Origin of the sequence: Mesorhizobium sp. M3A.F.Ca.ET.175.01.1.1 (assembly GCF_004791945.1) — a bacterium.
Classification (GTDB): domain Bacteria; phylum Pseudomonadota; class Alphaproteobacteria; order Rhizobiales; family Rhizobiaceae; genus Mesorhizobium.
In genome coordinates, this window is record NZ_SRTP01000001.1 from 592,802 (window position 1) to 611,236 (window position 18,435).

The following is an 18,435-nucleotide window of genomic DNA, read 5'->3' on the forward strand; positions in this document are numbered from 1 at the left end:
GATGAATGGACGCGCCAGTTTGATTTCGCGGGTCGGCAATGGCATTTCGAGCCTGGGTGCGGCGCGCTTCGGCCTTGCGCTCATCGCGCTCGCGCTGATCCTCCTGTTCGTCTTCTGGCTGCGTCCGAACATGGCTAGCTATAATGGCTTGCGGCTGCTGTTGAACCTGTCCCCCGTGCTGGTTTTCACCGCGCTGGCGCAAATGTTCGTCATGACTGCGGGAGACATCGATCTGGGCGTCGGCACGTTCGTCGGGCTGATCGATTGCATTGCAGCCGGCCTGCTGAACGAGCAGCCAGTCACCGGCGTGGCGCTCCTTGTTGCTTGTCCAATCGCCTACTCCCTAATAGGCGCACTCATTCACTTGCGCCAGCTGCCGTCGATCGTCGTCACTTTGGGCGCATCCTTCGTCTGGCTCGGTGTGGCGCTGACTGTGCTGCCGATGCCCGGTGGCACGGTACCGGCGGCACTGACGGAACTCGTGCGGCTGCGTCCGCCGCTCGTTCCGATGCCGATCGTGCTGACCCTCGTGCCGATGGTGGCCGCTCATCTCATCCTCAACAAGATGTCTTACGGCGTCGTGCTGCGGGGCATTGGCGGGAGCCTGGCGGCTGTCGAACGCGCCGGCCGTTCCACCCTGAGGGCGCGCATGACGCTCTACGGTCTCGCCGGGATCTGCGGGCTCTGCGCCGGCCTCTGTCTCGCCGCGACCACCACCACCGGCGACGCCAACGTCGGACGTGGGCTGACACTGGTTTCAATCGGCGCGGTAATCATCGGCGGCGGTGAGTTCGTCGGCGGCATCGTCTCCCCGATCGGCACGGTGTTCGGCGCCCTGATCATGTTGCTCTCGGGGTCTCTGCTGAGCTTCGCGTCGGTGCCGCCGGCATGGCAGTACAGCATCCAGGGCGCCATCCTGCTCGTCATCCTGGCGCTCAGGATCGTATCGTGGAGGCCCAAGGCAGCATGAGGAAGATCACGGGTGCATGGCTGCTTGGTCAGCCGTGGTTTTACGCCACGGCAGGTGCGGTCGTGGTTTGGGTGGTGATCCTGACCTATTCCGGCGGTGCCGGTGGCGGCGCGGTGGTTTCCGCGGCACTCAACTATTCGGTATTCTTCGCCCTTGTCGGGCTTGGACAAATGATCGTCATGGTGAGCGGCGCCGGCAACATCGACCTGTCGGTACCTGCCAACATCACGCTGGCGGCCTATCTCTCCACCGGACAGATGGAAGGCGCGAATGCCGGCCTGTTGTTAGGGATCGCCGCCGGTCTTGGCAGCGGCTTCGCCATTGGCGCGGCGAATGCCTTCCTGATCATCGTTTTTCGCATTCCGCCCATGGTTGCGACGCTCGCGTGCGGCCTGGTACTCGAATCTCTTACCTTCGTGTATTCAAGGATCTCCGTCGCCAAACCCGCGCCGCTGCTGGCGGAGTTCACCACCGGCCAGTTCATGGGCCTTCCTTATCTCACAGCGGCGGCGGTGATCGCTTCCCTCGCGTTGATCCACGTGCTGCGGCGTTCCATCTTCGGCCGCTCGCTGCTCGCGTGCGGGCAGAACACCACCGCCGCCTGGCTCTCCGGCGTCGACGTGCTGCGCACCCGGTTCTCGGCCTATATTCTATGCGGCATGCTGACCGCCCTTGCGGGCGTCCTGTTCGCGGGCTTCGTCGGCGGGCCCTCGCTCAACATGGGCAGCGAGTTCCTGCTGAGCTCGATCGCCGTCGTCGTGATCGGGGGCACCAATGTCGCCGGGGGCCAGGCCAGCGTGGTCGGCACTTGGAGCGCGTCTCTATTTCTCTTTCTGCTGCTGTCGATGCTGAACGTGTTCCAGGTCGAACCAGGGCTGCGCAACATCATCACCGGCATCCTGATCATCGCTGTGCTGGCGCTGAACAAGACGAGCCGCATGCAACAGATGTGACTGGAGTGACATGATGGACGTTCGCTGCATTTTCGAGGCCCGAAGCGCACTCGCCGAAAGCGCTCTGTGGCATCCGGGCGAGCAGGCGCTCTACTGGCTGGATCAATTTCGGCCCGAGATCCATCGACTGGATCCGGCGACTGGCAAGGATACGAAGTTCGATCTGGATCTGCCGCCGCAACTCGGCGGCCTGGTGCTCACCGCCGAGGGTGGCATGGCACTGGCCGCCTCGGACGGCATCACCGTGCTCTCGCCCGATATGAGGAACCGCACCACGCTGGTCAATCCGATCGCGGGCCGGCCCAACATCAGCTTCAACGATGCCAAATGCGACCGCCAGGGCCGGCTCTGGGCCGGAACGACGGATCGCCTGGAAGCCGAGGCCCTTGGACAGCTCTACCGCATCGATGCCGATGGCGCCGCGACGATGTTCGCAGACGGTTTCGTCTGTTCGAACGGACCGTCATTCAGTCCGGACGGGCGGACCATGTATCACAGTTGCACCCTGGAGCGGGTGATCAATGCCTTCGATATCGATCCCGATACCGGCGAAGCGTCGAACAGTCGGCCCTTTGTCCGGTTCGATGGTGCGAAGGGCGCTCCCGACGGTTCCACCGTCGATGCCGAAGGATACCTTTGGTCTACCCATTGGGGAGGCGGCCGCGTAACGCGCCATGCAGCGGACGGAACCATCGATTTTGAGATTGCGATACCGGTGAAGAACGTCACGAGCTGTGCGTTCGGGGGCCCTAACCTGGACACGCTGTTCGTGACCACAGCCTCGGTCGAATTCGCCAACGGCGGGTGGGTCTTCATGGACGACGCAGGTTTCGATGCGGCGCCGATGACCGGCGGTATCTTCGCCATCGAGGTCGGGATACGCGGTCTGCCCGAGCCGGTTTTCGGCGCCCGTTGATGTGTGCGTCCCCCAGGGTTTTCATCGGCCCCGGCTTCTTAGTTTCACTCCCGCAGAGGGAGCCTCCCGAGGGCTGGTCCCGGAGCAATCCGGGACCAGTCACACCCTGATCGCCGCCACCAAAATCCTGTTCTGCCGCCTTATCGCAGCACGCAATTCGGGAATCCTTGCCTCGTCTCGCTTCACGAACTCGATGAACATCATGTTCATATTGTTGAAGAGCAACTCGCCCACCGTAGGCCCGTCGATGTCGGCGCGCACGAGGCCGATCTCCTGCAGCCGCGCGATAAGAGCCCTGATCTGCTCGATCAATGCGCGGTCGAGCGCGGTATAGGCCTGGCCGAAGGGGCTGTCGGGCAATTGCGTCGAGATCGCCATCGCCTGCCGCCACATCTCCTTGCTCAGATAATTCAGCGAGTGCTCGATATAGATGCCGAGCAGCGTGTCCAGCGCGTCGCCGATATCGGCGGGGGGATTGGCCACCACGCCTCGCCCGGCGTTGAGCACCTCGTTGACCTCCATGGCGACGATGGCGCCGAGGATATCGCCCTTGTTTTGGTAGTAATTGTAGATCGTCCCGATCGAGACCTCGGCCTGCGCGGCGATAGCCTCGATCTTGGCGCCCTCATAGCCGGCTTCGCGGAATAGCGCTGTCGCAGCATCGATGATGCGACGGTGCCGGTCCGCCTTCTGCCTTTCGCGCAATCCGCTCATATCAGCCTCTTTGCCACAAAAACATAATTGACTCAATTTTAGAATTGGTTCAACTTTTCGCTAACAAGCCAGCAAGGCAGGGAGAACACTCGATGACCATCAACGCCCGGAATCCACTTTCCACCCTGAAATCCAATCTCGCCGCTGCCTGCGCGGCGACAGCGCTGCTTGTCGCGGCGGGCGCGGCTCAGGCCGCCGACCTCAATGCGCTCATCTGGTGCGATCACTCCGACCCGGCGCTGCTGCAGCCCTTCGAGGAAGCCAACAACGTCAAGGTCAACGTCAAGGAGTTCGAAGGCACCGGCGCCGGTCTCGCCATCATAGAGCAGTCGCAGCCTGGCGATTGGGATGTGATGGTGATCGATTCCATCGACGTGCCGCGTGGCGTCGAGAAAGGGCTTTTCGAGCCGCTGCCGGAAGACAAATTGCCTTTCGCCGACCTCTTTCCGGAAGTGAAGATGGAGAAGTCCACCGTCGTCGACGGCAAGCACTACGGCATCACGGAAAAATTCGGCTACAACACGATCGGCTTCAACAAGACCAAGGTCGATCCGGCCGACATGCAGTCGCTGCCGTCGCTAACGAGCGACAAATACAAGGGCAAGATCGCCATCTACGACTACTATTTGCCGGTCATCGGCATGGCGGCGCTCGCGATCGGCAAGAAGACCGCCGAACTCACCGAGGCCGACTTGCCCGCGCTCAAGACCGAGTTGCTGAAGATGAAGGCCAACGCCAAGCTGGTCGGCGAGGTCACCGCCAGCCAGACCGCTTTGGCAACCGGCGAGGTCGACATCCTGGTCGGCGGCGGCGAATGGGTGACGGCGGGCCTGGCCAAGGAAAACCCGGCGCTCGACTTCTCGATCCCGAAGGAAGGCGCGGTGCTGTGGTCGCAGTCGCTTGCCATGTTCAAGGATTCCAAGAACAAGGACATGGCGCTGAAGTTCATCCCGTACATCATGAGCCCGGAAGGCCAGGCGCGCCTTGCCACCTCCGCCTGCTACTGGGGCATGCCTTCCAACAAGAAGGCGACACTGACCGATGAGCAGAAAAAGATCCTGCGCTTCGACGAGCAGCCTGAGTTCCTTGCCCGAGCCCAGCCTTATCCGGCGCCGAATGCCGATCTCGACAAGAAGATGCAGGACATGTGGACCGAAATGCTGCAGGCGCAGTAACTCGGCCGATGAGCGTTGCTGGAACCAATGGACGTGCCCTACCCTGGGCGCTGGTCACGCCGGCGCTGGCATGGACGCTGCTGTTCTTCGTGCTGCCCTTCATCGCCATGGGGCTTTCCAGCCTGACGGCGCATGAAGGCGGCGCATTCACCCTCACCAACTACAGCCAGTTCTTCACCGACCCATCCTACTGGCGGGCGATGGTGAACTCGCTCGAGGTGACAGCGGTCGTCACGGCGATCTCGATCCTGCTCGCCTATCCCTTCGCCTGGATCCTGGCGGAACAAGTGCCGGAGCGCTGGCAGCGGCTGGCGCTGATGCTGGCCGTGCTGCCGTTCTGGACGTCTTACGTGGTTCGCTCCTATTCCTGGCTGCTGGTGCTGGCGCAAAACGGTGTGATCAACCGCGCGCTGGCTGGCCTCGGGCTGGTTGCCGAGCCGCTGCAGCTCGCCAACACGCGCTTCGCCACGGTCACCGGCTTCGTTCATTTCTTCGTCATGCTGCTGACGCTCACCATCTTCGCCAACCTCAAGCAGCTCAGCCCGAGTTACCGCAAGGCCGCAGCCGATCTCGGTGCCGGGCCGGTGCGCATCTTCCTGCATGTGGTGCTGCCGCTCACCTTGCCGGGCATCATGGTAGGCGCCTTCCTCACTTTCGTGCTCTGCATCGGCGATTACATCACCCCCCAGATACTCGGCGGCAACAATGAGCTGGTCATGCCGCAGCTGGTCATGATGCAGATCGGCCGGCGCGGCGATTTCCCACTCGCCTCGGCGCTGTCGATCATCCTGATGGCGGTCGTCACGGTCGCCTATCTCGCCTGCGCCCGCTGGCTGAAGATCGAGCGGACCTGACCGATGCGCGCAGCCGTCCGCATAGCCGCCGGGGCGTACGCAATCGCCGTCTACGGCTTCATCTTCCTGCCCGTGGTCGTGCTGGTGCTGTTTTCGCTGCAATCGACCTCATTCCCGATACCACCCTTCACCGGCCCGTCGTTGCGCTGGTATCAGGCGGTTCTGAGCGACGCACGGCTGACCTCGGCGCTGGTCAATTCGCTGCTGGTGGCGGTGTTGTCCTCGCTTGCTTCGGCCTCGCTCGGCTTCCTATCCGCCTGGGGTTTCGCGCGATTCGCGCTGCCCGGCTCGGCCCTGCTGCGCGGCCTGATCACGCTGCCGCTCACCGTCAGCTATCTGATCATCGGCATGGGGCTTCTGGTTCTGTTCAACTGGGCCGGCGTGCCGAAATCGCTGCTCGCCGCCGGAATCGGCCATGTCGTGATCAACCTGCCGCTTTGCTTTGCCATCATCTACAGCCAGATGGGCGACCACCAGATCAACATCGAGCGCGCCGCGCGCGACCTCGGCGCGGCCGAATGGAAGGTGCTGCTCCTGATCACCGTGCCGGTGATGGCGCCGGCGATCTTTGCCGGCTTCTTCCTGTCGATGACGTTCTCGTGGGACGAGTTCGTCATCTCCTTCCTGCTCACCCGCTTCGAGACGACCCTGCCGGTCGAAATCTGGAACCTCTTGCGCTCCGGTCTCAACCCCAAGACCAACGCCGTCGGCTCGCTGGTCTTTGCCGTATCGATCGTCCTCGTCGTGTTGTTCGAATTGACCCTTCTGCGGAGAAAGCCGGCATGAGCGCCCCCCTGGTCGACATCCGCAACGTCTCGCACCGCTTCGGCCAGCATCCGGTGCTGAAGAACGTCTCGCTCGCCATCGAACCCGGCAGCTACACGATCCTGCTCGGGCCGTCAGGCTCCGGCAAGACGACGCTGCTTTCGATCCTTGGCGGCTTCGTCACGCCCAGCGAAGGCAAGGTTTTCATCCGCGGCGAGGATTGCACCTCCGTGCCGCCGGCCAAGCGCCCGACGACGACGGTGTTCCAGGATTATGCGCTGTTCCCGCATATGAGCGTCGGCAGCAATGTCGGATTCGGGCTTCGCATGCAGGGTGTCGATGGCGCTACCCGGGCGGCGAAAGCGCGCGAGGCCCTGGCGCTCGTCGGTCTGTCAACAGCCTTCGACAAGAAGCCGCACCAGCTCTCCGGCGGCCAGCGGCAGCGGGTTGCGCTTGCCCGCGCCCTGGTTATCGAACCGGCGGTGCTCTTGCTCGACGAGCCGCTCGGCGCGCTGGATCTGAAGCTGCGCCGGCAGATGCAGGATGAGCTGAAGGCTATCCAGAAGCGCGTCGGCACCGCATTCGTCCATGTCACCCACGATCAGGAAGAAGCGATGGCGCTGGCCGACCATTGCGTGGTGATGAATGACGGGCGCATCGAAGATGAGGGCTCGCCCGAGCGGGTCTATGCCCGGCCGAAGACACGCTTCTCCGCGACCTTCATGGGTGAAAGCACGATCGTCGCCGGCAAGGCCGACGATCCGCAGGGCGGGCGCGTCACAGTCGCGACCAAACTTGGCCCGGTCTCAGTACCCGGCACGTCGCCCGCCGGCCGCGGCGTTGCGCTTGGCATACGGCCCGAACATCTGCTCCTCGGCGACGCCAAAGGCGATGTCGCGCTTGGCACGGCCAGGATTAGCGACGTCGTCTTCCAGGGCAGCTTCAAGCGCGTGCTGGCAGCCTCGATGCAGGATCCGGCGCTGCAGTTCATCGCCAAGGCGCCTGTCGCAGCGACGGTTGAGGCTGGAGACACGGTCGCCGTTTCATGCAACGCTGGCGACATCATCCTGCTGGCGGACTGAGCATGAACCTTCTTCCGGTCGTAGGCGCTCCGGACTGGTACGAAACCATCCGCATGGGCGACGACATCACGCTTATCCATGAGCCGTGGATAAAGCCGTTCTTCCGCTGCAACATCTGGCACGTGCGCGGGCGCGACCGCGACTTGCTGTTCGACACCGGCCTTGGCCATTTCAGCCTCAGGCGCCACGTTCCCCTGGTCAGCGAGCGCAAGCTCCTGTGCGTCGCCAGCCACACGCATTTCGATCACATCGGCTGCCATCATGAATTTTCGGAGCGTTGCGTGCACTCGGCCGAAGCGGAAATCCTGGCCGACCCGCGCAACGAATGGACGGTCGCCGACCGCTACGCCACCGATGCGATGTTCGACGGCCTGCCTGAGGGCTGGGAGGCGGCGCGCTACCGCATCCTGCCGGCGCCCGCGAGCCGGCTGCTGGAAGGTGGAGACGTGGTCGATCTTGGCGACCGCACCTTCGAGGTCATCCACACGCCGGGACATTCGCCCGGCGGCATCGCGCTTTACGAGAGAAAGACCGGCATTCTGCTGTCCGGCGATATCGTCTATGACGGCCCGCTGATCGACGACGTCTATCACTCAGACATCGGCGACTATGTCGATACGATGCTGTCAATGCGAGAGCTCGATGTCTCGGTCGTGCATGGCGGGCATTTCCCGAGCTTCGGCAAGGTACGCTACCGACAGCTCATCGACGAATACCTCGCGCACAAGCGCCAGTCGGGGTGCCACCTTCAGCGGAGCCGGTGAGCACCGGAGGCGATCAGCAGTCTTGGCTTAAAGCGCTCGTTGCGGACAGGGCGTTCCGGCTGCATCGCCGCATCGCGAAGCGGCCGGCTGCGGCCGCAAGCTCATCTCTTCCGAATGTCGCACCAGCTCGGCGAACATGAGGGCGAAACTTCCCATCATCAGGAAGACTATGATCAGGCGTGTTACCGGCAATAGACAGGTCTCTCGACTGGCCCCCGCCAACCCCATCCACTGCCGGCTAACATGACCGATCCGGCTTTACGAGTGTTTAAGCCTGGTCTTAACCATCGCGGCGATCACATTCGTTGCATGGCTGTCACGAAGCGCGAGCAGCCAGCGGCGCTGGCCGGTCAGTTCGGCGCAGCCATGCCGCCCTTTGCAGATGCGGCGGCCCATGCTACGCCGTCGCCGGCGCGGCCCAACCAGGCGGTCGCGGTTGCCGTTCGGGACCCATGAGCAAACAAACCAGCCGCTTCGCCTTCGTCTCATCCGATACCGACGACGCCCGCTCGGCGCTGGAGACATTGTCGGCCCGCTACGGGCAAATGCCGGTCGCCGATGCCGAGATCGTTATCGCGCTTGGCGGCGACGGGTTCCTGCTGCAGACGCTGCGCGACACGATGAGCACGGGAAAGAAGGTCTACGGCATGAACCGTGGAACGATCGGCTTCCTGATGAACGAGTATCGCGCCGGCGCACTCGAGGATCGCATCGCGTCGGCGGTGTCGGAGACGATCCGCCCGCTCGAGATGCAGGCGGTGACGCATGATGGCGAAACGATCTCCGCGCTCGCCATCAACGAAGTGGCGCTCTGGCGCCAGTCCTACCAGACGGCGAAGATCCGCATCACCGTCGACGATCAGGTGCGGCTGGAGGAATTGAACTGCGACGGCGTGATGATCGCTACGCCGGCAGGTTCCACCGCCTATAATCTGTCGGCGCACGGGCCGATCCTGCCGCTCGACGCGCCGCTGCTTGCGCTGACGCCGGTCAGCCCGTTCCGGCCGCGGCGCTGGCGCGGCGCGCTGCTGTCCAACAAGGCGACGGTGCGCTTCGACATACTGGAGTCGGAAAAGCGCCCGGTGAACGCCGCCGCCGACCATACGGAGGTCAAGGCCGTTGCCTCGGTCACCGTCCGGGAATCCCCGACCGCGACAGCGACACTGCTGTTCGATCCCAACCATTCGTGGAATGAACGCATCCTGGCCGAGCAGTTCCGCTACTGAGGTGGCGCGTAGATATAGCCGCGATTATGCAGCGCCATTAAGGTTACAGCTTCACAATCACAGCATTTCCGGCCGTTTCTGTTGACAAATCGCGGACTTGCGCCTAACTGCAACGCGATCTTGCAGGCGCGCGGCGTCTGCCGCGACGGATAGCGTTGCGCTTTTCCCGAACCAGCCAAAGACACCAAACACTTGTCCTCAGACACCACGATCGCTCAAGAAGCGTTGACGTTCACCGACCTCGGCCTGTCGCCGAAGGTCCTCTCCGCAGTCACCGATGCCGGTTACACGCAGCCGACTCCGATCCAGGCCGGCGCCATTCCGCACGCGCTTCTGGGCAAGGACGTGCTGGGCATTGCCCAGACCGGCACCGGCAAGACCGCCTCCTTCGTGCTGCCGATGCTGACACGGCTGGAAAAGGGCCGCGCCCGCGCGCGCATGCCGCGCACGCTGATCCTCGAGCCGACGCGCGAACTCGCCGCGCAGGTCGAAGAGAACTTCATCAAATACGGCAAGAACCACAAGCTCAACATCGCGTTGCTGATCGGCGGCGTTTCGTTCGATGAGCAGGACAAGAAGCTGGAGCGCGGCGCAGACGTGCTGATCGCCACGCCTGGCCGTCTGCTCGACCACCGCGAACGTGGCAAGCTGCTGCTCAACGGCGTCGAGATCCTCGTCATCGACGAGGCGGACCGTATGCTCGACATGGGTTTCATTCCCGACATCGAGCGCATCTGCGAGATGATCCCATTCACGCGCCAGACGCTGTTCTTCTCGGCGACTATGCCGCCGGAGATCACCAAGCTCACCGAAAAATTCCTGCACGCTCCAGTGCGTGTCGAGGTCTCGAAGGCCGCCTCCACCGCGACCAGCATCACGCAGCGGCTGGTAAAGTCGGGCTCCAAGCCGTGGGAGAAGCGCGAGACGCTGCGCAACCTGATGAAGGCTGAAAGCGAGGGGCTGAAAAACGCTATCATCTTCTGCAACCGCAAGGTCGAGGTGTCGGAGCTTTTCCGTTCGTTGCTGAAGTATGATTTCGACGCCGGCGCGCTGCATGGCGACATGGACCAGCGCGCCCGCATGCAGATGCTTGCCAATTTCCGTGACGGCAAGCTGCGCTACCTAGTGGCATCCGACGTCGCCGCTCGCGGTCTCGACATCCCCGATGTCAGCCACGTCTTCAACTACGACGTGCCGATCCATGCCGAGGACTATGTCCACCGCATCGGCCGCACCGGCCGCGCCGGCCGTTCGGGCAAGTCCTTCACGATCGCAACGCGCGCGGACACCAAATATATCGACGCCATCGAAAGGCTGATCGGCACCGAGATCGAGTGGCATGACGGCGATCTGTCGACGGTGACCGAAAGCGAGGGCGAGGAAGCACCGCGCCGTGGCCGCGGTGCCCCGCGCCGGGCCGGCCGCAAGGACGAGGAACGCAAAGGCCGCGGCGAGCGCAAGAAGGGCGCCGACCGCCATGCCGGGCACGGCGAGGACGAAACGCCTGTTGCGCCGCGCGATGAGCAGCCGGTCGCCGAGGTCACCGATATCGCCGAGCGCCGCGCCCGCAAGGACGCGATCCGCTCCGAGAACGACCGCAAGGGCTCCGCCAATCGCAACGACCAGCGCGGTGACCAGCGTTCGCCACGGGACAACCGCCCTGCCCGTCATCGTCAGGAAGAAGACGACGCGACCGTCGGCTTTGGCGACGACGTGCCGGCTTTCATGCGGATCGTCGCCAAGGTCTGAACCTCGCCAGCAAACGCCGACGGAAACGAAACGGCCCCAAGCGGGGCGGCCCAAGCGGGGCCGTTCTTTTGCTGGCTTCGCCCGATGGTTCAGCCAGACACTTTTCCCGAAATGATCCTGCTCGCTCTCACATCGGGCCCGGCATCATCTTGGTCGGTTTTTCCAACATCGGAAACTCGGCCTTGCTGCATTTCACCTTCGGGTTCGTCGGACTGAACATGCCGTTGGGATTGTCGCTGAACAGCCAGGCGTGAAGGTCGTAGTGGACGAACTCCTTGGGAATGAGCGGATAGTGCCCCTCCATCGGACCCATGAATTTCTGGCCAAAAAGCGTCGGTGCTTCCTTGACGTCCGGCGTCAGCGGCACCAGCCATTCCACAGCGACCAATTTCAAGCCTTTCTTGGTCGGCTCGTAGATCAGGACGTTGGGTTTCATCGGGTCGAGCTTCTGGCCGACACTGGGAACGTTGACGAAATGGATGCCCATGGCGCCCTTCGGATAGTCCATCGTGCCCGGTAGCTTCTCGCCGCTGTAGTAGACGCAACCGACGGTCGACAGATAGAGGTCGCGCACAGCGGCCGTGTAGTCCTCATATTTGGCCAGCGATTTCTTCAGGGCTTCGATATCAGCCTTGTTTGCGTCCTCGGCGTGAGCCGTCGTGGCGCCGAGCCACGCACCCAAAAGACCAGTCAAAACGAGAACGCCGCAACGTCCAAGGCGAGCTTGTCTTGTCATGCATTCCTCCCAGATTTTGGATCTAGCCGTGCAAGACCGAGGCGGAGAGTGCATTGCGCGGCCGGTTTATGCCGCCCCGTCCCCTCTGGAACATCGTCGATGCTAGACCTTTCCCTGATTGCGGAAAAGCAGTCATTTAGAATTAACCGGATCTGAAGAGCGCTAGCCTTCGTTCAAACAAAAACGGTCCCGCGCGGGACCGTTTCTCGCATTCGCCTGCCGATACGATCAGGTGAGCGGCGACAGTTGAATCTCGACGCGCCGGTTCTGCGCGCGGCCGGCGGCCGTAGCGTTGGAGGCGATCGGACGGGTTTTGCCGAAGCCGGTGACGGCGAAGCGGCGGGAATCGACGCCTTGTCCGGAAAGATAATTTGCGACGGCCAGCGCCCGGCGCTGCGACAGGTCGAAATTATGCTCGTCGCCGCCGGTCGAGTCGGTGTGGCCGAAGACGTCGACCGTGGTCTGGCGGAACTTGTTCAGCACCAGTGCTACCGAGTTCAGAACCGGATAGAAGCCCGGCTTCACCGCATCCTGGTCGACGTTGAAAGTGATGTCGGATGGCATGTTGAGGATGATCTGGTCGCCGGCGCGGGTCACGCTGACGCCGGTGCCCTGCAGTTGGCGCCGCAGTTCGGCTTCGTTCTGATCCATGGTCGCGCCGATCGCGCCGCCGGCCAGCGCGCCAATGCCCGCGCCGATCAGTGCGTTGCGGCGGTCATTGCCGCCGGCGAGCAGACCGATGCCGGCGCCTGCGAGCGCGCCAAGGCCAGCACCAGCGGCTGTGTTGGAGATCTTCTGGTCGCCGGTATACGGATCGGTGGTGGTGCAGGCGCTCACGAGCACAGCCGTCGCCACGACGACGAGCACAGTCTTCTTCATAAGATTGGTCCCTCTCCAATTCGCCGCCGTTGCGGCGGCGCCAAATCAGCCCTTCCGCTCGCCTTGTAGCATGAAATACGGCGAAAAACGGAACGGCAAAGGTGGCGTTACCAGAGGTTCTTCCCGTCAATCACAACCACTTCGACCTGACCCAGGTCGAAATGGTCGAACAGGCGGGAATTGACGCTGATCCTCGGGTTGTCGAAGTCCGGTTCGCCCGTCGACCAATCAGGCGTTTGGGTGAAGGTGCCGCAGCCGCAGGTGGCACAAAAACCGTGCTTGATGGTTTTCGAACCCCAGCGGTAGAAGGAGACCTTTTCAAGTGGGCTGGTCAGCTTGAATTGCGATGGCACGTAGTAGGCCCATAGCGCGCCCCGCTTGGAGCAGAACGAGCATGTGCACTGCGTCACCGTCTGCGGCGCGTCCGACACTTCGAATGTCGTCGCCTTGCAGTGGCAGCTTCCCTTGATTGTCATAGTCGTTACCTCTCCGTTGTCCGCCACCCCTTTGTCGAGCATTCCGCACGGAAAGCCGCTTCGCACGTTTCGTGCAAATGCTTGAGCAGCAAGGCAGCATAAGGAAGCACTCCTGACAACCGTTCGTCAGGAGGCTGGCATCGTCTCGTGCCGGCAGCTTCTGCCCTGCGCGCTTGAGCCCTCAAGCGGTCAGCGGCAGAGTGAGGTGGGCTTGCAGCTAGGCGGAGCCGCCTGGCTTCTTAGAAGCACCGCAACACAGGCAGGTAGAGCAGGATGTCAAAGTCGATCTGGCGTATCCTGCTCGAAAGCGCGTCGCGCTGAAACGGATTCAGGCGACGCGCTTTAAGTCTTTGTTTTATGCATGTCGTTGCCCAGGACCGCTGCACATTTCTGGGCGACATGCATCAGTAGGACGGGGGCGGCACGAACAGGCAGATGGTCTTGCCGGCATCGAGCCCAGCCTGATGCGCGCACCAGTGATATTCGCCATCGGGCGAATCCTTGACGCGCTTGTCGCTGTAGGCCACGACCTCGCCCGTGCCTTTGATGACGTAGCCTTCTGGCCGCTCGCTGATCGACGACTGCGGCACCTCCTTGCAGTCGTAATTGGCGCAGCAGGCAAAGGGATAGCTCCAGCCTTGCGGTAGAACCGCCGTGGGTTTGGCGTCGTGCGCGAAGGCAGGCGCGGTCAGAATCGCGAGCACACCGGTGGTGAACAGGGAAAACAGGAGTCGGCCAGCCGGTCGAACGGTTTGGGCCGATCTTGCTATGGCAGCAGACATCGAAGCGTTCCTTTCGAGCATCAAGCGTTTCTCGCTTGCCCGTTCCCGGAACGTGTCTTCCCAAGTGGCCGGATCGTCAGTCGCAGATATGCCGCGTCCGGCCATAAATGCTTCTATCGTTCAGCCCCAATGCTGGGCTGATTCCTTGGCCGGCGCAAGAATCTGCTGCATCGACGATGCCGCGACCTGCGCCAACCTCTGCCTGCCAGAATCGTGCGCCGGCTTGGTAAATGGCCGGTTAGCAGTGCGGAAGCTGGTGCCGGACAACGAAATTCGGCTCACGCTGGTTCCGGCCGTTCAGCCGGGAACACGTTCATCATACCGCAGGCGCTTGTCGCCGATTGTGAACCATTTCGCCTTGGAACCGACAAAGATGTGTGCTGTGGGGGGCCGCACCGAGCGCGGCGCGTCACCACCCATCCTGAAACGTCAGCTTGCGTCTCGGCTAGTCGAGATCCGCCACCATTTCGCCGGCGCCGCCTTCGATACGGTGCGACAGCGAGGCCTCCATGAATTCGTCGAGGTCGCCGTCGAGCACGCTCGACGGGCTGGTGCTCTCAACCCCGGTGCGCAGGTCCTTCACCAGTTGGTAGGGCTGCAGCACGTAGGAGCGAATCTGGTGGCCCCAGCCGATATCGCTCTTCGACGCCTCGGTGGCGTTGGCGACGGCCTCGCGCTTCTTCAGCTCTTCCTCGTAGAGCCGCGAGCGCAGCATCTCCCAGGCCTTGGCCCGGTTCTTGTGCTGCGAGCGCTCGGCCTGGCAGGCAACCGCGATGCCGGTCGCAAGATGGGTGATGCGGACTGCCGAGTCGGTCGTGTTGACGTGCTGGCCGCCCGAACCGGAGGAGCGGTAGGTGTCGATGCGGACGTCGGATTCCGAAACATTGATCTCGATCGTATCGTCGATGACCGGATAGACCCAGACGCTGGCAAACGAGGTGTGGCGGCGCGCATTGCTGTCGTAAGGCGAGATGCGCACCAGGCGATGGACGCCGGACTCCGTCTTCAGCCAGCCATAGGCATTGTGGCCCTTGATGAGCACCGTGGCCGACTTGATGCCAGCCTCTTCGCCTTCGTGGACTTCCAGCACCTCGACCTTGAAGCGCCGCCGCTCTGCCCAGCGCGTATACATGCGCAGAAGCATCGAGGCCCAGTCCTGGCTCTCGGTGCCGCCGGCGCCGGCATGAATTTCGAGATAGGTGTCGTTGGCGTCGGCCTCGCCCGATAGCAGCGTCTCGACCTGGCGGGCCTTCGCCTCGCCCTGCATTGAGCGGAGCGCCGCCTCAGCTTCGGCGACGACGCCTTCGTCGCCCTCTTCCTCGCCGAGCTCGATCAGGCCGATATTGTCTTCGAGCGCCTGTGTCAGGCCCTTGACCGCCGCGATGCCCTCCTCGAGTTCCTGGCGCTCGCGCATCAGCTTCTGCGCTTCCAGGGGATCGTTCCAGAGGCTGGAATCCTCGGCGCGGACGTTCAGGTATTCAAGCCGCTTGATGGCCTGATCCCAGTCAAAGATGCCTCCTCAGCAGGGTTATCGCCTGCCTGATCTCGTCGACAATGTTCTGCGTTTCCGCGCGCATGGCTTCTGGTTCTGTCCTGTTGTTCTGGTTCTTTGTCCGGAGTAGGCGCGATACATAGGCACGGCACCGCCGCCTGTAAAGCGAAATGGGCCGACGCCGCGTCTCGCCGAAACGGACTCACGCGACGCGCTTTACGTCTTTGTTTCCCGTCGTCCCAGGACCGCCGCACCCGTTTGGGCGCCGTGCCTCAGTAGAGGCCGCCGCCGCCGTCCTGGATGGCCTGGTTGGCCTGCGGCGACAGCGCTCCGCCGGAGCCGTTGGAGCCGTCCGCGCCCATGCCGATGACCCAATAGCTGTCGGCCGGGCCGGTGCCAGGCTTGAACGCCTCGATGATGGTGTTGGGATCGCCCTCGGCCGCGCGCATGCCAGTCTTGCGGTTGATGGCGATCATCTTCATGCCTTCCGGTACCTGGAAGTCGACATTCGGCGTGCCGTCGAGCGCCACGCGCATGAAATCCTTGAAGATCGGCGCCGCCAGGCCGCCGCCCGTGGCGCCCTTGCCGAGGCCGCGCGGGTTGTCGTAGCCCATGTACAGACCGACGACGAGGTTCGGCGTGAAGCCGATGAACCAGGCATCCTTCTCGTCGTTGGTGGTGCCGGTCTTGCCAGCGATGTGACGGCCGAGCTCGGCGATGGTGGCGCCGGTGCCGCGCTGCACCACGCCTTCCATCATGGAGGTGATCTGGTAGGCCGTCATCGGGTCGAGCACCTGCTCGGAATTGTCCACCAGTTCAGGTTCGGGCTGGTTCTTCCATTCGCTGGCATTGCAGCCTTCGCAGCCGCGCTCGTCCTGCTTGAACACGGTCTTGCCGTAGCGGTCCTGGATGCGGTCGATCAGCGACGGTTTGATTGATTTGCCGCCATTGGCCATGATCGAATAGGCCGAAACCATGCGCATGACCGTCGTTTCGCCTGACCCCAGCGCCATCGGCAGATATGGCGCCAGATGGTCGTAGACGCCGAAACGTTCGGCATATTCCACGACCAGCTTCATGCCCATGTCGTTGGCAAGCCGCACGGTCATCAGGTTGCGCGACTTCTCGATGCCGGAGCGCAGGGTGGCGGGGCCGGCCGCCGTACCGTCATAGTTCTTCGGGGTCCATGTCGTGTTGCCGCTCTGGATGGTGATCGGACCGTCCATGATCACCGAAGCCGGGGTGTAGCCATTGTCGAGCGCCGCCGAATAGACGATCGGCTTGAATGACGAGCCGGGCTGACGCATCGCCTGGGTCGCGCGGTTGAATTCCGACTGCGCATAGGAGAAGCCTCCGACCATGGCCAGGACTCGGCCGGTATGCGGGTCCATGGCAACCAGGCCGCCTTCGACCTCGGGCACCTGGCGCAGGCTGTAGGCATTGTCGGAGCCTTCGTTCTTCTGCACGAAGACGACATCGCCGGGCTCAAGCACTTCCGCGGGCGATTTCGCCCTGACGGACTTGCCGTTGACGATGTGGCGCATGGCAAAGCCCATGTCTTCCTTGCTGACTGTGCCCTCGACGCGCTCCTTGACGAGTTCGCCCGAGACCTGGCGCGCCGGCTGGATGCCGATGGTCAGGCCCTCGGCGGAGCTGTCGAGCACCACCGCCAGCCTCCATTCGGGCACGTCTTCCAGCCCCTTGACATTGCCAAGCGGCACGCCCCAGTCGCCGGAGATGTCGATATGGGTCACCGGCCCGCGATAACCGCGCAGCGTGTCGTATTTCAGCAGGCCGTTCTGCATCGCCTTGCGGGCGATGAGCTGGATCTTCGGATCGAGCGTGGTACGCACCGAAAGGCCGCCTTCGTAAAGGGCGTTCTCGCCGTAGCGGGCGATGATCTGGCGGCGCACCTCCTCGGTGAAATACTCGCCCGCGAACAGGTAGGAGCCGTTGCGGCGCGGCGTCACGCCAAGCGGCTCGGCCTTGGCCTTGTCGCCTTCCTCGCGAGTGACGTAACCGTTCTCGACCATCTGGTCGATGACCCAGTTGCGGCGCTCGATGGCTCGATCGGCATGCTTGAAGGGATGATAGTTGTTGGGACCCTTGGGCAGCGAAGCGAGATAGGCGGCTTCGGCAACGGTGAGCTCGTTGACCGACTTGTCGAAATAGGTGAGCGCGGCACCGGCGACGCCGTAGGCGCCGAAGCCGAAGAAGATCTCGTTGAGATAGAGCTCGAGGATGCGGTCCTTCGAATAGGCCTGCTCGATGCGGAAGGCCAGGATCATCTCCTTGATCTTGCGCTCGTAGGTCTGGTCGGAGGTCAGCAGAAAGTTCTTGGCGACCTGCTGGGTGATCGTGGAGGCGCCCACTTGTCGCCGGCCGGAACCGAAATTCTGGAGGTTGACGATGATGGCACGGCCGAGGCCGGTGACGTCGATCCCGGGGTGGTTGTAGAAGTTCTTGTCCTCGGCCGACATGAAGGCGGCCTTGACGCGATCCGGAATTGCCTGAATCGGCAGATAAAGACGCCGCTCGCGCGCATACTCGGCCATCAGCGAGCCATCGGACGCATGGATGCGCGTGGTCACCGGCGGTTCGTATTTGGCCAGCACCTCATAGTCGGGCAGATCCTTCGCCAGATGGCCGATGTAGATGGCCAGGCCAGCCGCGACCAGCAGGGCGAGCGTCGTGCCGATGCCGAAGAAATAGCCGATGAGACGAATCATGCCCGCTCCAGTCCGTGGTTCGGGATTTTCCTAAACGAAGCCACCTGCCACGCAAGCTTCCCGGGGCGGTCCCAATCCGCAATGGAAAACCCATGTCGCGACCATGTGGACAAAATACGGCAACGCGAAATTTCGGGTCTCGGTCTGCGAAATAATAGCGCTCGCTGTTGTGG

The 18,435-nt window shown here is 62.9% G+C and carries 18 protein-coding genes; 10 read left to right on the forward strand and 8 right to left on the reverse strand.

Annotated features, from left to right (window positions below):
• Position 1: 1 nt before the first annotated feature.
• The 3 genes from EN818_RS02965 to EN818_RS02975 are packed head-to-tail and all read left to right on the forward strand — an operon-like array spanning position 2 to position 2,839.
• Positions 2-970, forward strand: coding sequence for an ABC transporter permease (locus EN818_RS02965; RefSeq protein ID WP_095807343.1), 969 nt, complete (start codon positions 2-4; stop codon positions 968-970).
• The gene (locus EN818_RS02970) at positions 967-1,923 is read left to right on the forward strand and encodes an ABC transporter permease (protein ID WP_165349839.1); all 957 of its coding nucleotides are present in this window, start codon (positions 967-969) and stop codon (positions 1,921-1,923) included. The genes EN818_RS02965 and EN818_RS02970 overlap by 4 nt, the downstream gene beginning before the upstream one ends.
• Positions 1,924-1,933: 10 nt before the next feature.
• Positions 1,934-2,839 (forward strand): SMP-30/gluconolactonase/LRE family protein, encoded by a 906-nt coding sequence (locus tag EN818_RS02975; RefSeq protein WP_095807341.1) that lies wholly within the window; start codon positions 1,934-1,936, stop codon positions 2,837-2,839.
• Positions 2,840-2,938: 99 nt separating this feature from the next.
• Here the strand turns inward: EN818_RS02975 and EN818_RS02980 are convergent, their stop codons facing one another.
• Positions 2,939-3,553, reverse strand: coding sequence for a TetR/AcrR family transcriptional regulator (locus tag EN818_RS02980; protein WP_095807340.1), 615 nt, complete (start codon positions 3,551-3,553; stop codon positions 2,939-2,941).
• 92 nt (positions 3,554-3,645) lie between these two features.
• Between EN818_RS02980 and EN818_RS02985 the strand changes: the two genes are divergently transcribed.
• From EN818_RS02985 to EN818_RS03005, 5 genes are read left to right on the forward strand one after another with little or no spacing between them, the layout of a single operon-like run.
• Entirely contained in the window at positions 3,646-4,728 is a 1,083-nt protein-coding gene (locus EN818_RS02985; protein WP_135903970.1) for a spermidine/putrescine ABC transporter substrate-binding protein, read from the forward strand.
• Between the two features lie 8 nt (positions 4,729-4,736).
• Positions 4,737-5,582, forward strand: a complete 846-nt coding sequence (locus tag EN818_RS02990; protein WP_095807338.1) for an ABC transporter permease — start codon at positions 4,737-4,739, stop codon at positions 5,580-5,582.
• Positions 5,583-5,585: 3 nt separating this feature from the next.
• Positions 5,586-6,368: an ABC transporter permease gene (locus EN818_RS02995; RefSeq protein WP_095807337.1), complete on the forward strand. Its 783-nt coding sequence runs from the start codon at positions 5,586-5,588 to the stop codon at positions 6,366-6,368.
• Complete coding sequence (locus tag EN818_RS03000) at positions 6,365-7,429, forward strand: ABC transporter ATP-binding protein (protein WP_095807336.1); 1,065 nt, start codon at positions 6,365-6,367, stop codon at positions 7,427-7,429. The genes EN818_RS02995 and EN818_RS03000 overlap by 4 nt, the downstream gene beginning before the upstream one ends.
• 2 nt (positions 7,430-7,431) lie before the next feature.
• Entirely contained in the window at positions 7,432-8,193 is a 762-nt protein-coding gene (locus tag EN818_RS03005; protein WP_095807335.1) for an MBL fold metallo-hydrolase, read from the forward strand.
• A gap of 258 nt (positions 8,194-8,451) precedes the next feature.
• Here the strand turns inward: EN818_RS03005 and EN818_RS32525 are convergent, their stop codons facing one another.
• The gene (locus tag EN818_RS32525) at positions 8,452-8,589 is read right to left on the reverse strand and encodes a hypothetical protein (protein ID WP_165349840.1); all 138 of its coding nucleotides are present in this window, start codon (positions 8,587-8,589) and stop codon (positions 8,452-8,454) included.
• Positions 8,590-8,645: 56 nt separating this feature from the next.
• Between EN818_RS32525 and EN818_RS03015 the strand changes: the two genes are divergently transcribed.
• Both EN818_RS03015 and EN818_RS03020 read left to right on the forward strand, forming a co-directional pair.
• On the forward strand, positions 8,646-9,419 hold the full coding sequence (locus EN818_RS03015; RefSeq protein WP_095807333.1) for an NAD kinase: 774 nt from the start codon (positions 8,646-8,648) through the stop codon (positions 9,417-9,419).
• Between the two features lie 192 nt (positions 9,420-9,611).
• Positions 9,612-11,168, forward strand: a complete 1,557-nt coding sequence (locus EN818_RS03020) for a DEAD/DEAH box helicase (RefSeq protein ID WP_165349841.1) — start codon at positions 9,612-9,614, stop codon at positions 11,166-11,168.
• A 127-nt stretch (positions 11,169-11,295) separates the two neighbouring features.
• Here EN818_RS03020 and EN818_RS03025 read toward each other — a convergent pair whose 3' ends face one another.
• From EN818_RS03025 to EN818_RS03050, 6 genes are all read right to left on the reverse strand, one after another.
• Complete coding sequence (locus EN818_RS03025; protein WP_095807331.1) at positions 11,296-11,904, reverse strand: hypothetical protein; 609 nt, start codon at positions 11,902-11,904, stop codon at positions 11,296-11,298.
• A 228-nt stretch (positions 11,905-12,132) separates the two neighbouring features.
• The gene (locus tag EN818_RS03030; RefSeq protein ID WP_095807330.1) at positions 12,133-12,783 is read right to left on the reverse strand and encodes an OmpA family protein; all 651 of its coding nucleotides are present in this window, start codon (positions 12,781-12,783) and stop codon (positions 12,133-12,135) included.
• Positions 12,784-12,890: 107 nt separating this feature from the next.
• Positions 12,891-13,259, reverse strand: a complete 369-nt coding sequence (locus EN818_RS03035) for a GFA family protein (protein WP_135903972.1) — start codon at positions 13,257-13,259, stop codon at positions 12,891-12,893.
• A 404-nt stretch (positions 13,260-13,663) separates the two neighbouring features.
• Positions 13,664-14,041, reverse strand: a complete 378-nt coding sequence (locus EN818_RS03040) for a hypothetical protein (protein ID WP_095807494.1) — start codon at positions 14,039-14,041, stop codon at positions 13,664-13,666.
• Positions 14,042-14,486: 445 nt separating this feature from the next.
• Positions 14,487-15,618 (reverse strand): peptide chain release factor 2 gene (gene prfB / locus EN818_RS03045; RefSeq protein WP_129552770.1). Its coding sequence is split into 2 segments (ribosomal slippage): positions 14,487-15,551 and positions 15,553-15,618, totalling 1,131 coding nucleotides; the frame shifts between segments, so codons are not numbered across the junction.
• Positions 15,619-15,805: 187 nt separating this feature from the next.
• A complete protein-coding gene (locus EN818_RS03050) occupies positions 15,806-18,262 on the reverse strand; it encodes a penicillin-binding protein 1A (protein WP_095807328.1) in 2,457 nt (818 codons plus the stop codon).
• Positions 18,263-18,435 lie beyond the last annotated feature (173 nt).

Coding starts and splice junctions, on each gene's coding strand:
- EN818_RS02965 (WP_095807343.1), top strand. CDS start 2: ATGAATGGACGCGCCAGTTTGATTTCGCGGGTCGGCAATGGCATTTCG.
- EN818_RS02970 (WP_165349839.1), top strand. CDS start 967: ATGAGGAAGATCACGGGTGCATGGCTGCTTGGTCAGCCGTGGTTTTAC.
- EN818_RS02975 (WP_095807341.1), top strand. CDS start 1,934: ATGATGGACGTTCGCTGCATTTTCGAGGCCCGAAGCGCACTCGCCGAA.
- EN818_RS02980 (WP_095807340.1), bottom strand. CDS start 3,553: ATGAGCGGATTGCGCGAAAGGCAGAAGGCGGACCGGCACCGTCGCATC.
- EN818_RS02985 (WP_135903970.1), top strand. CDS start 3,646: ATGACCATCAACGCCCGGAATCCACTTTCCACCCTGAAATCCAATCTC.
- EN818_RS02990 (WP_095807338.1), top strand. CDS start 4,737: ATGAGCGTTGCTGGAACCAATGGACGTGCCCTACCCTGGGCGCTGGTC.
- EN818_RS02995 (WP_095807337.1), top strand. CDS start 5,586: ATGCGCGCAGCCGTCCGCATAGCCGCCGGGGCGTACGCAATCGCCGTC.
- EN818_RS03000 (WP_095807336.1), top strand. CDS start 6,365: ATGAGCGCCCCCCTGGTCGACATCCGCAACGTCTCGCACCGCTTCGGC.
- EN818_RS03005 (WP_095807335.1), top strand. CDS start 7,432: ATGAACCTTCTTCCGGTCGTAGGCGCTCCGGACTGGTACGAAACCATC.
- EN818_RS32525 (WP_165349840.1), bottom strand. CDS start 8,589: ATGGGCCGCCGCATCTGCAAAGGGCGGCATGGCTGCGCCGAACTGACC.
- EN818_RS03015 (WP_095807333.1), top strand. CDS start 8,646: ATGAGCAAACAAACCAGCCGCTTCGCCTTCGTCTCATCCGATACCGAC.
- EN818_RS03025 (WP_095807331.1), bottom strand. CDS start 11,904: ATGACAAGACAAGCTCGCCTTGGACGTTGCGGCGTTCTCGTTTTGACT.
- EN818_RS03030 (WP_095807330.1), bottom strand. CDS start 12,783: ATGAAGAAGACTGTGCTCGTCGTCGTGGCGACGGCTGTGCTCGTGAGC.
- EN818_RS03035 (WP_135903972.1), bottom strand. CDS start 13,259: ATGACAATCAAGGGAAGCTGCCACTGCAAGGCGACGACATTCGAAGTG.
- EN818_RS03040 (WP_095807494.1), bottom strand. CDS start 14,041: ATGTCTGCTGCCATAGCAAGATCGGCCCAAACCGTTCGACCGGCTGGC.
- EN818_RS03050 (WP_095807328.1), bottom strand. CDS start 18,262: ATGATTCGTCTCATCGGCTATTTCTTCGGCATCGGCACGACGCTCGCC.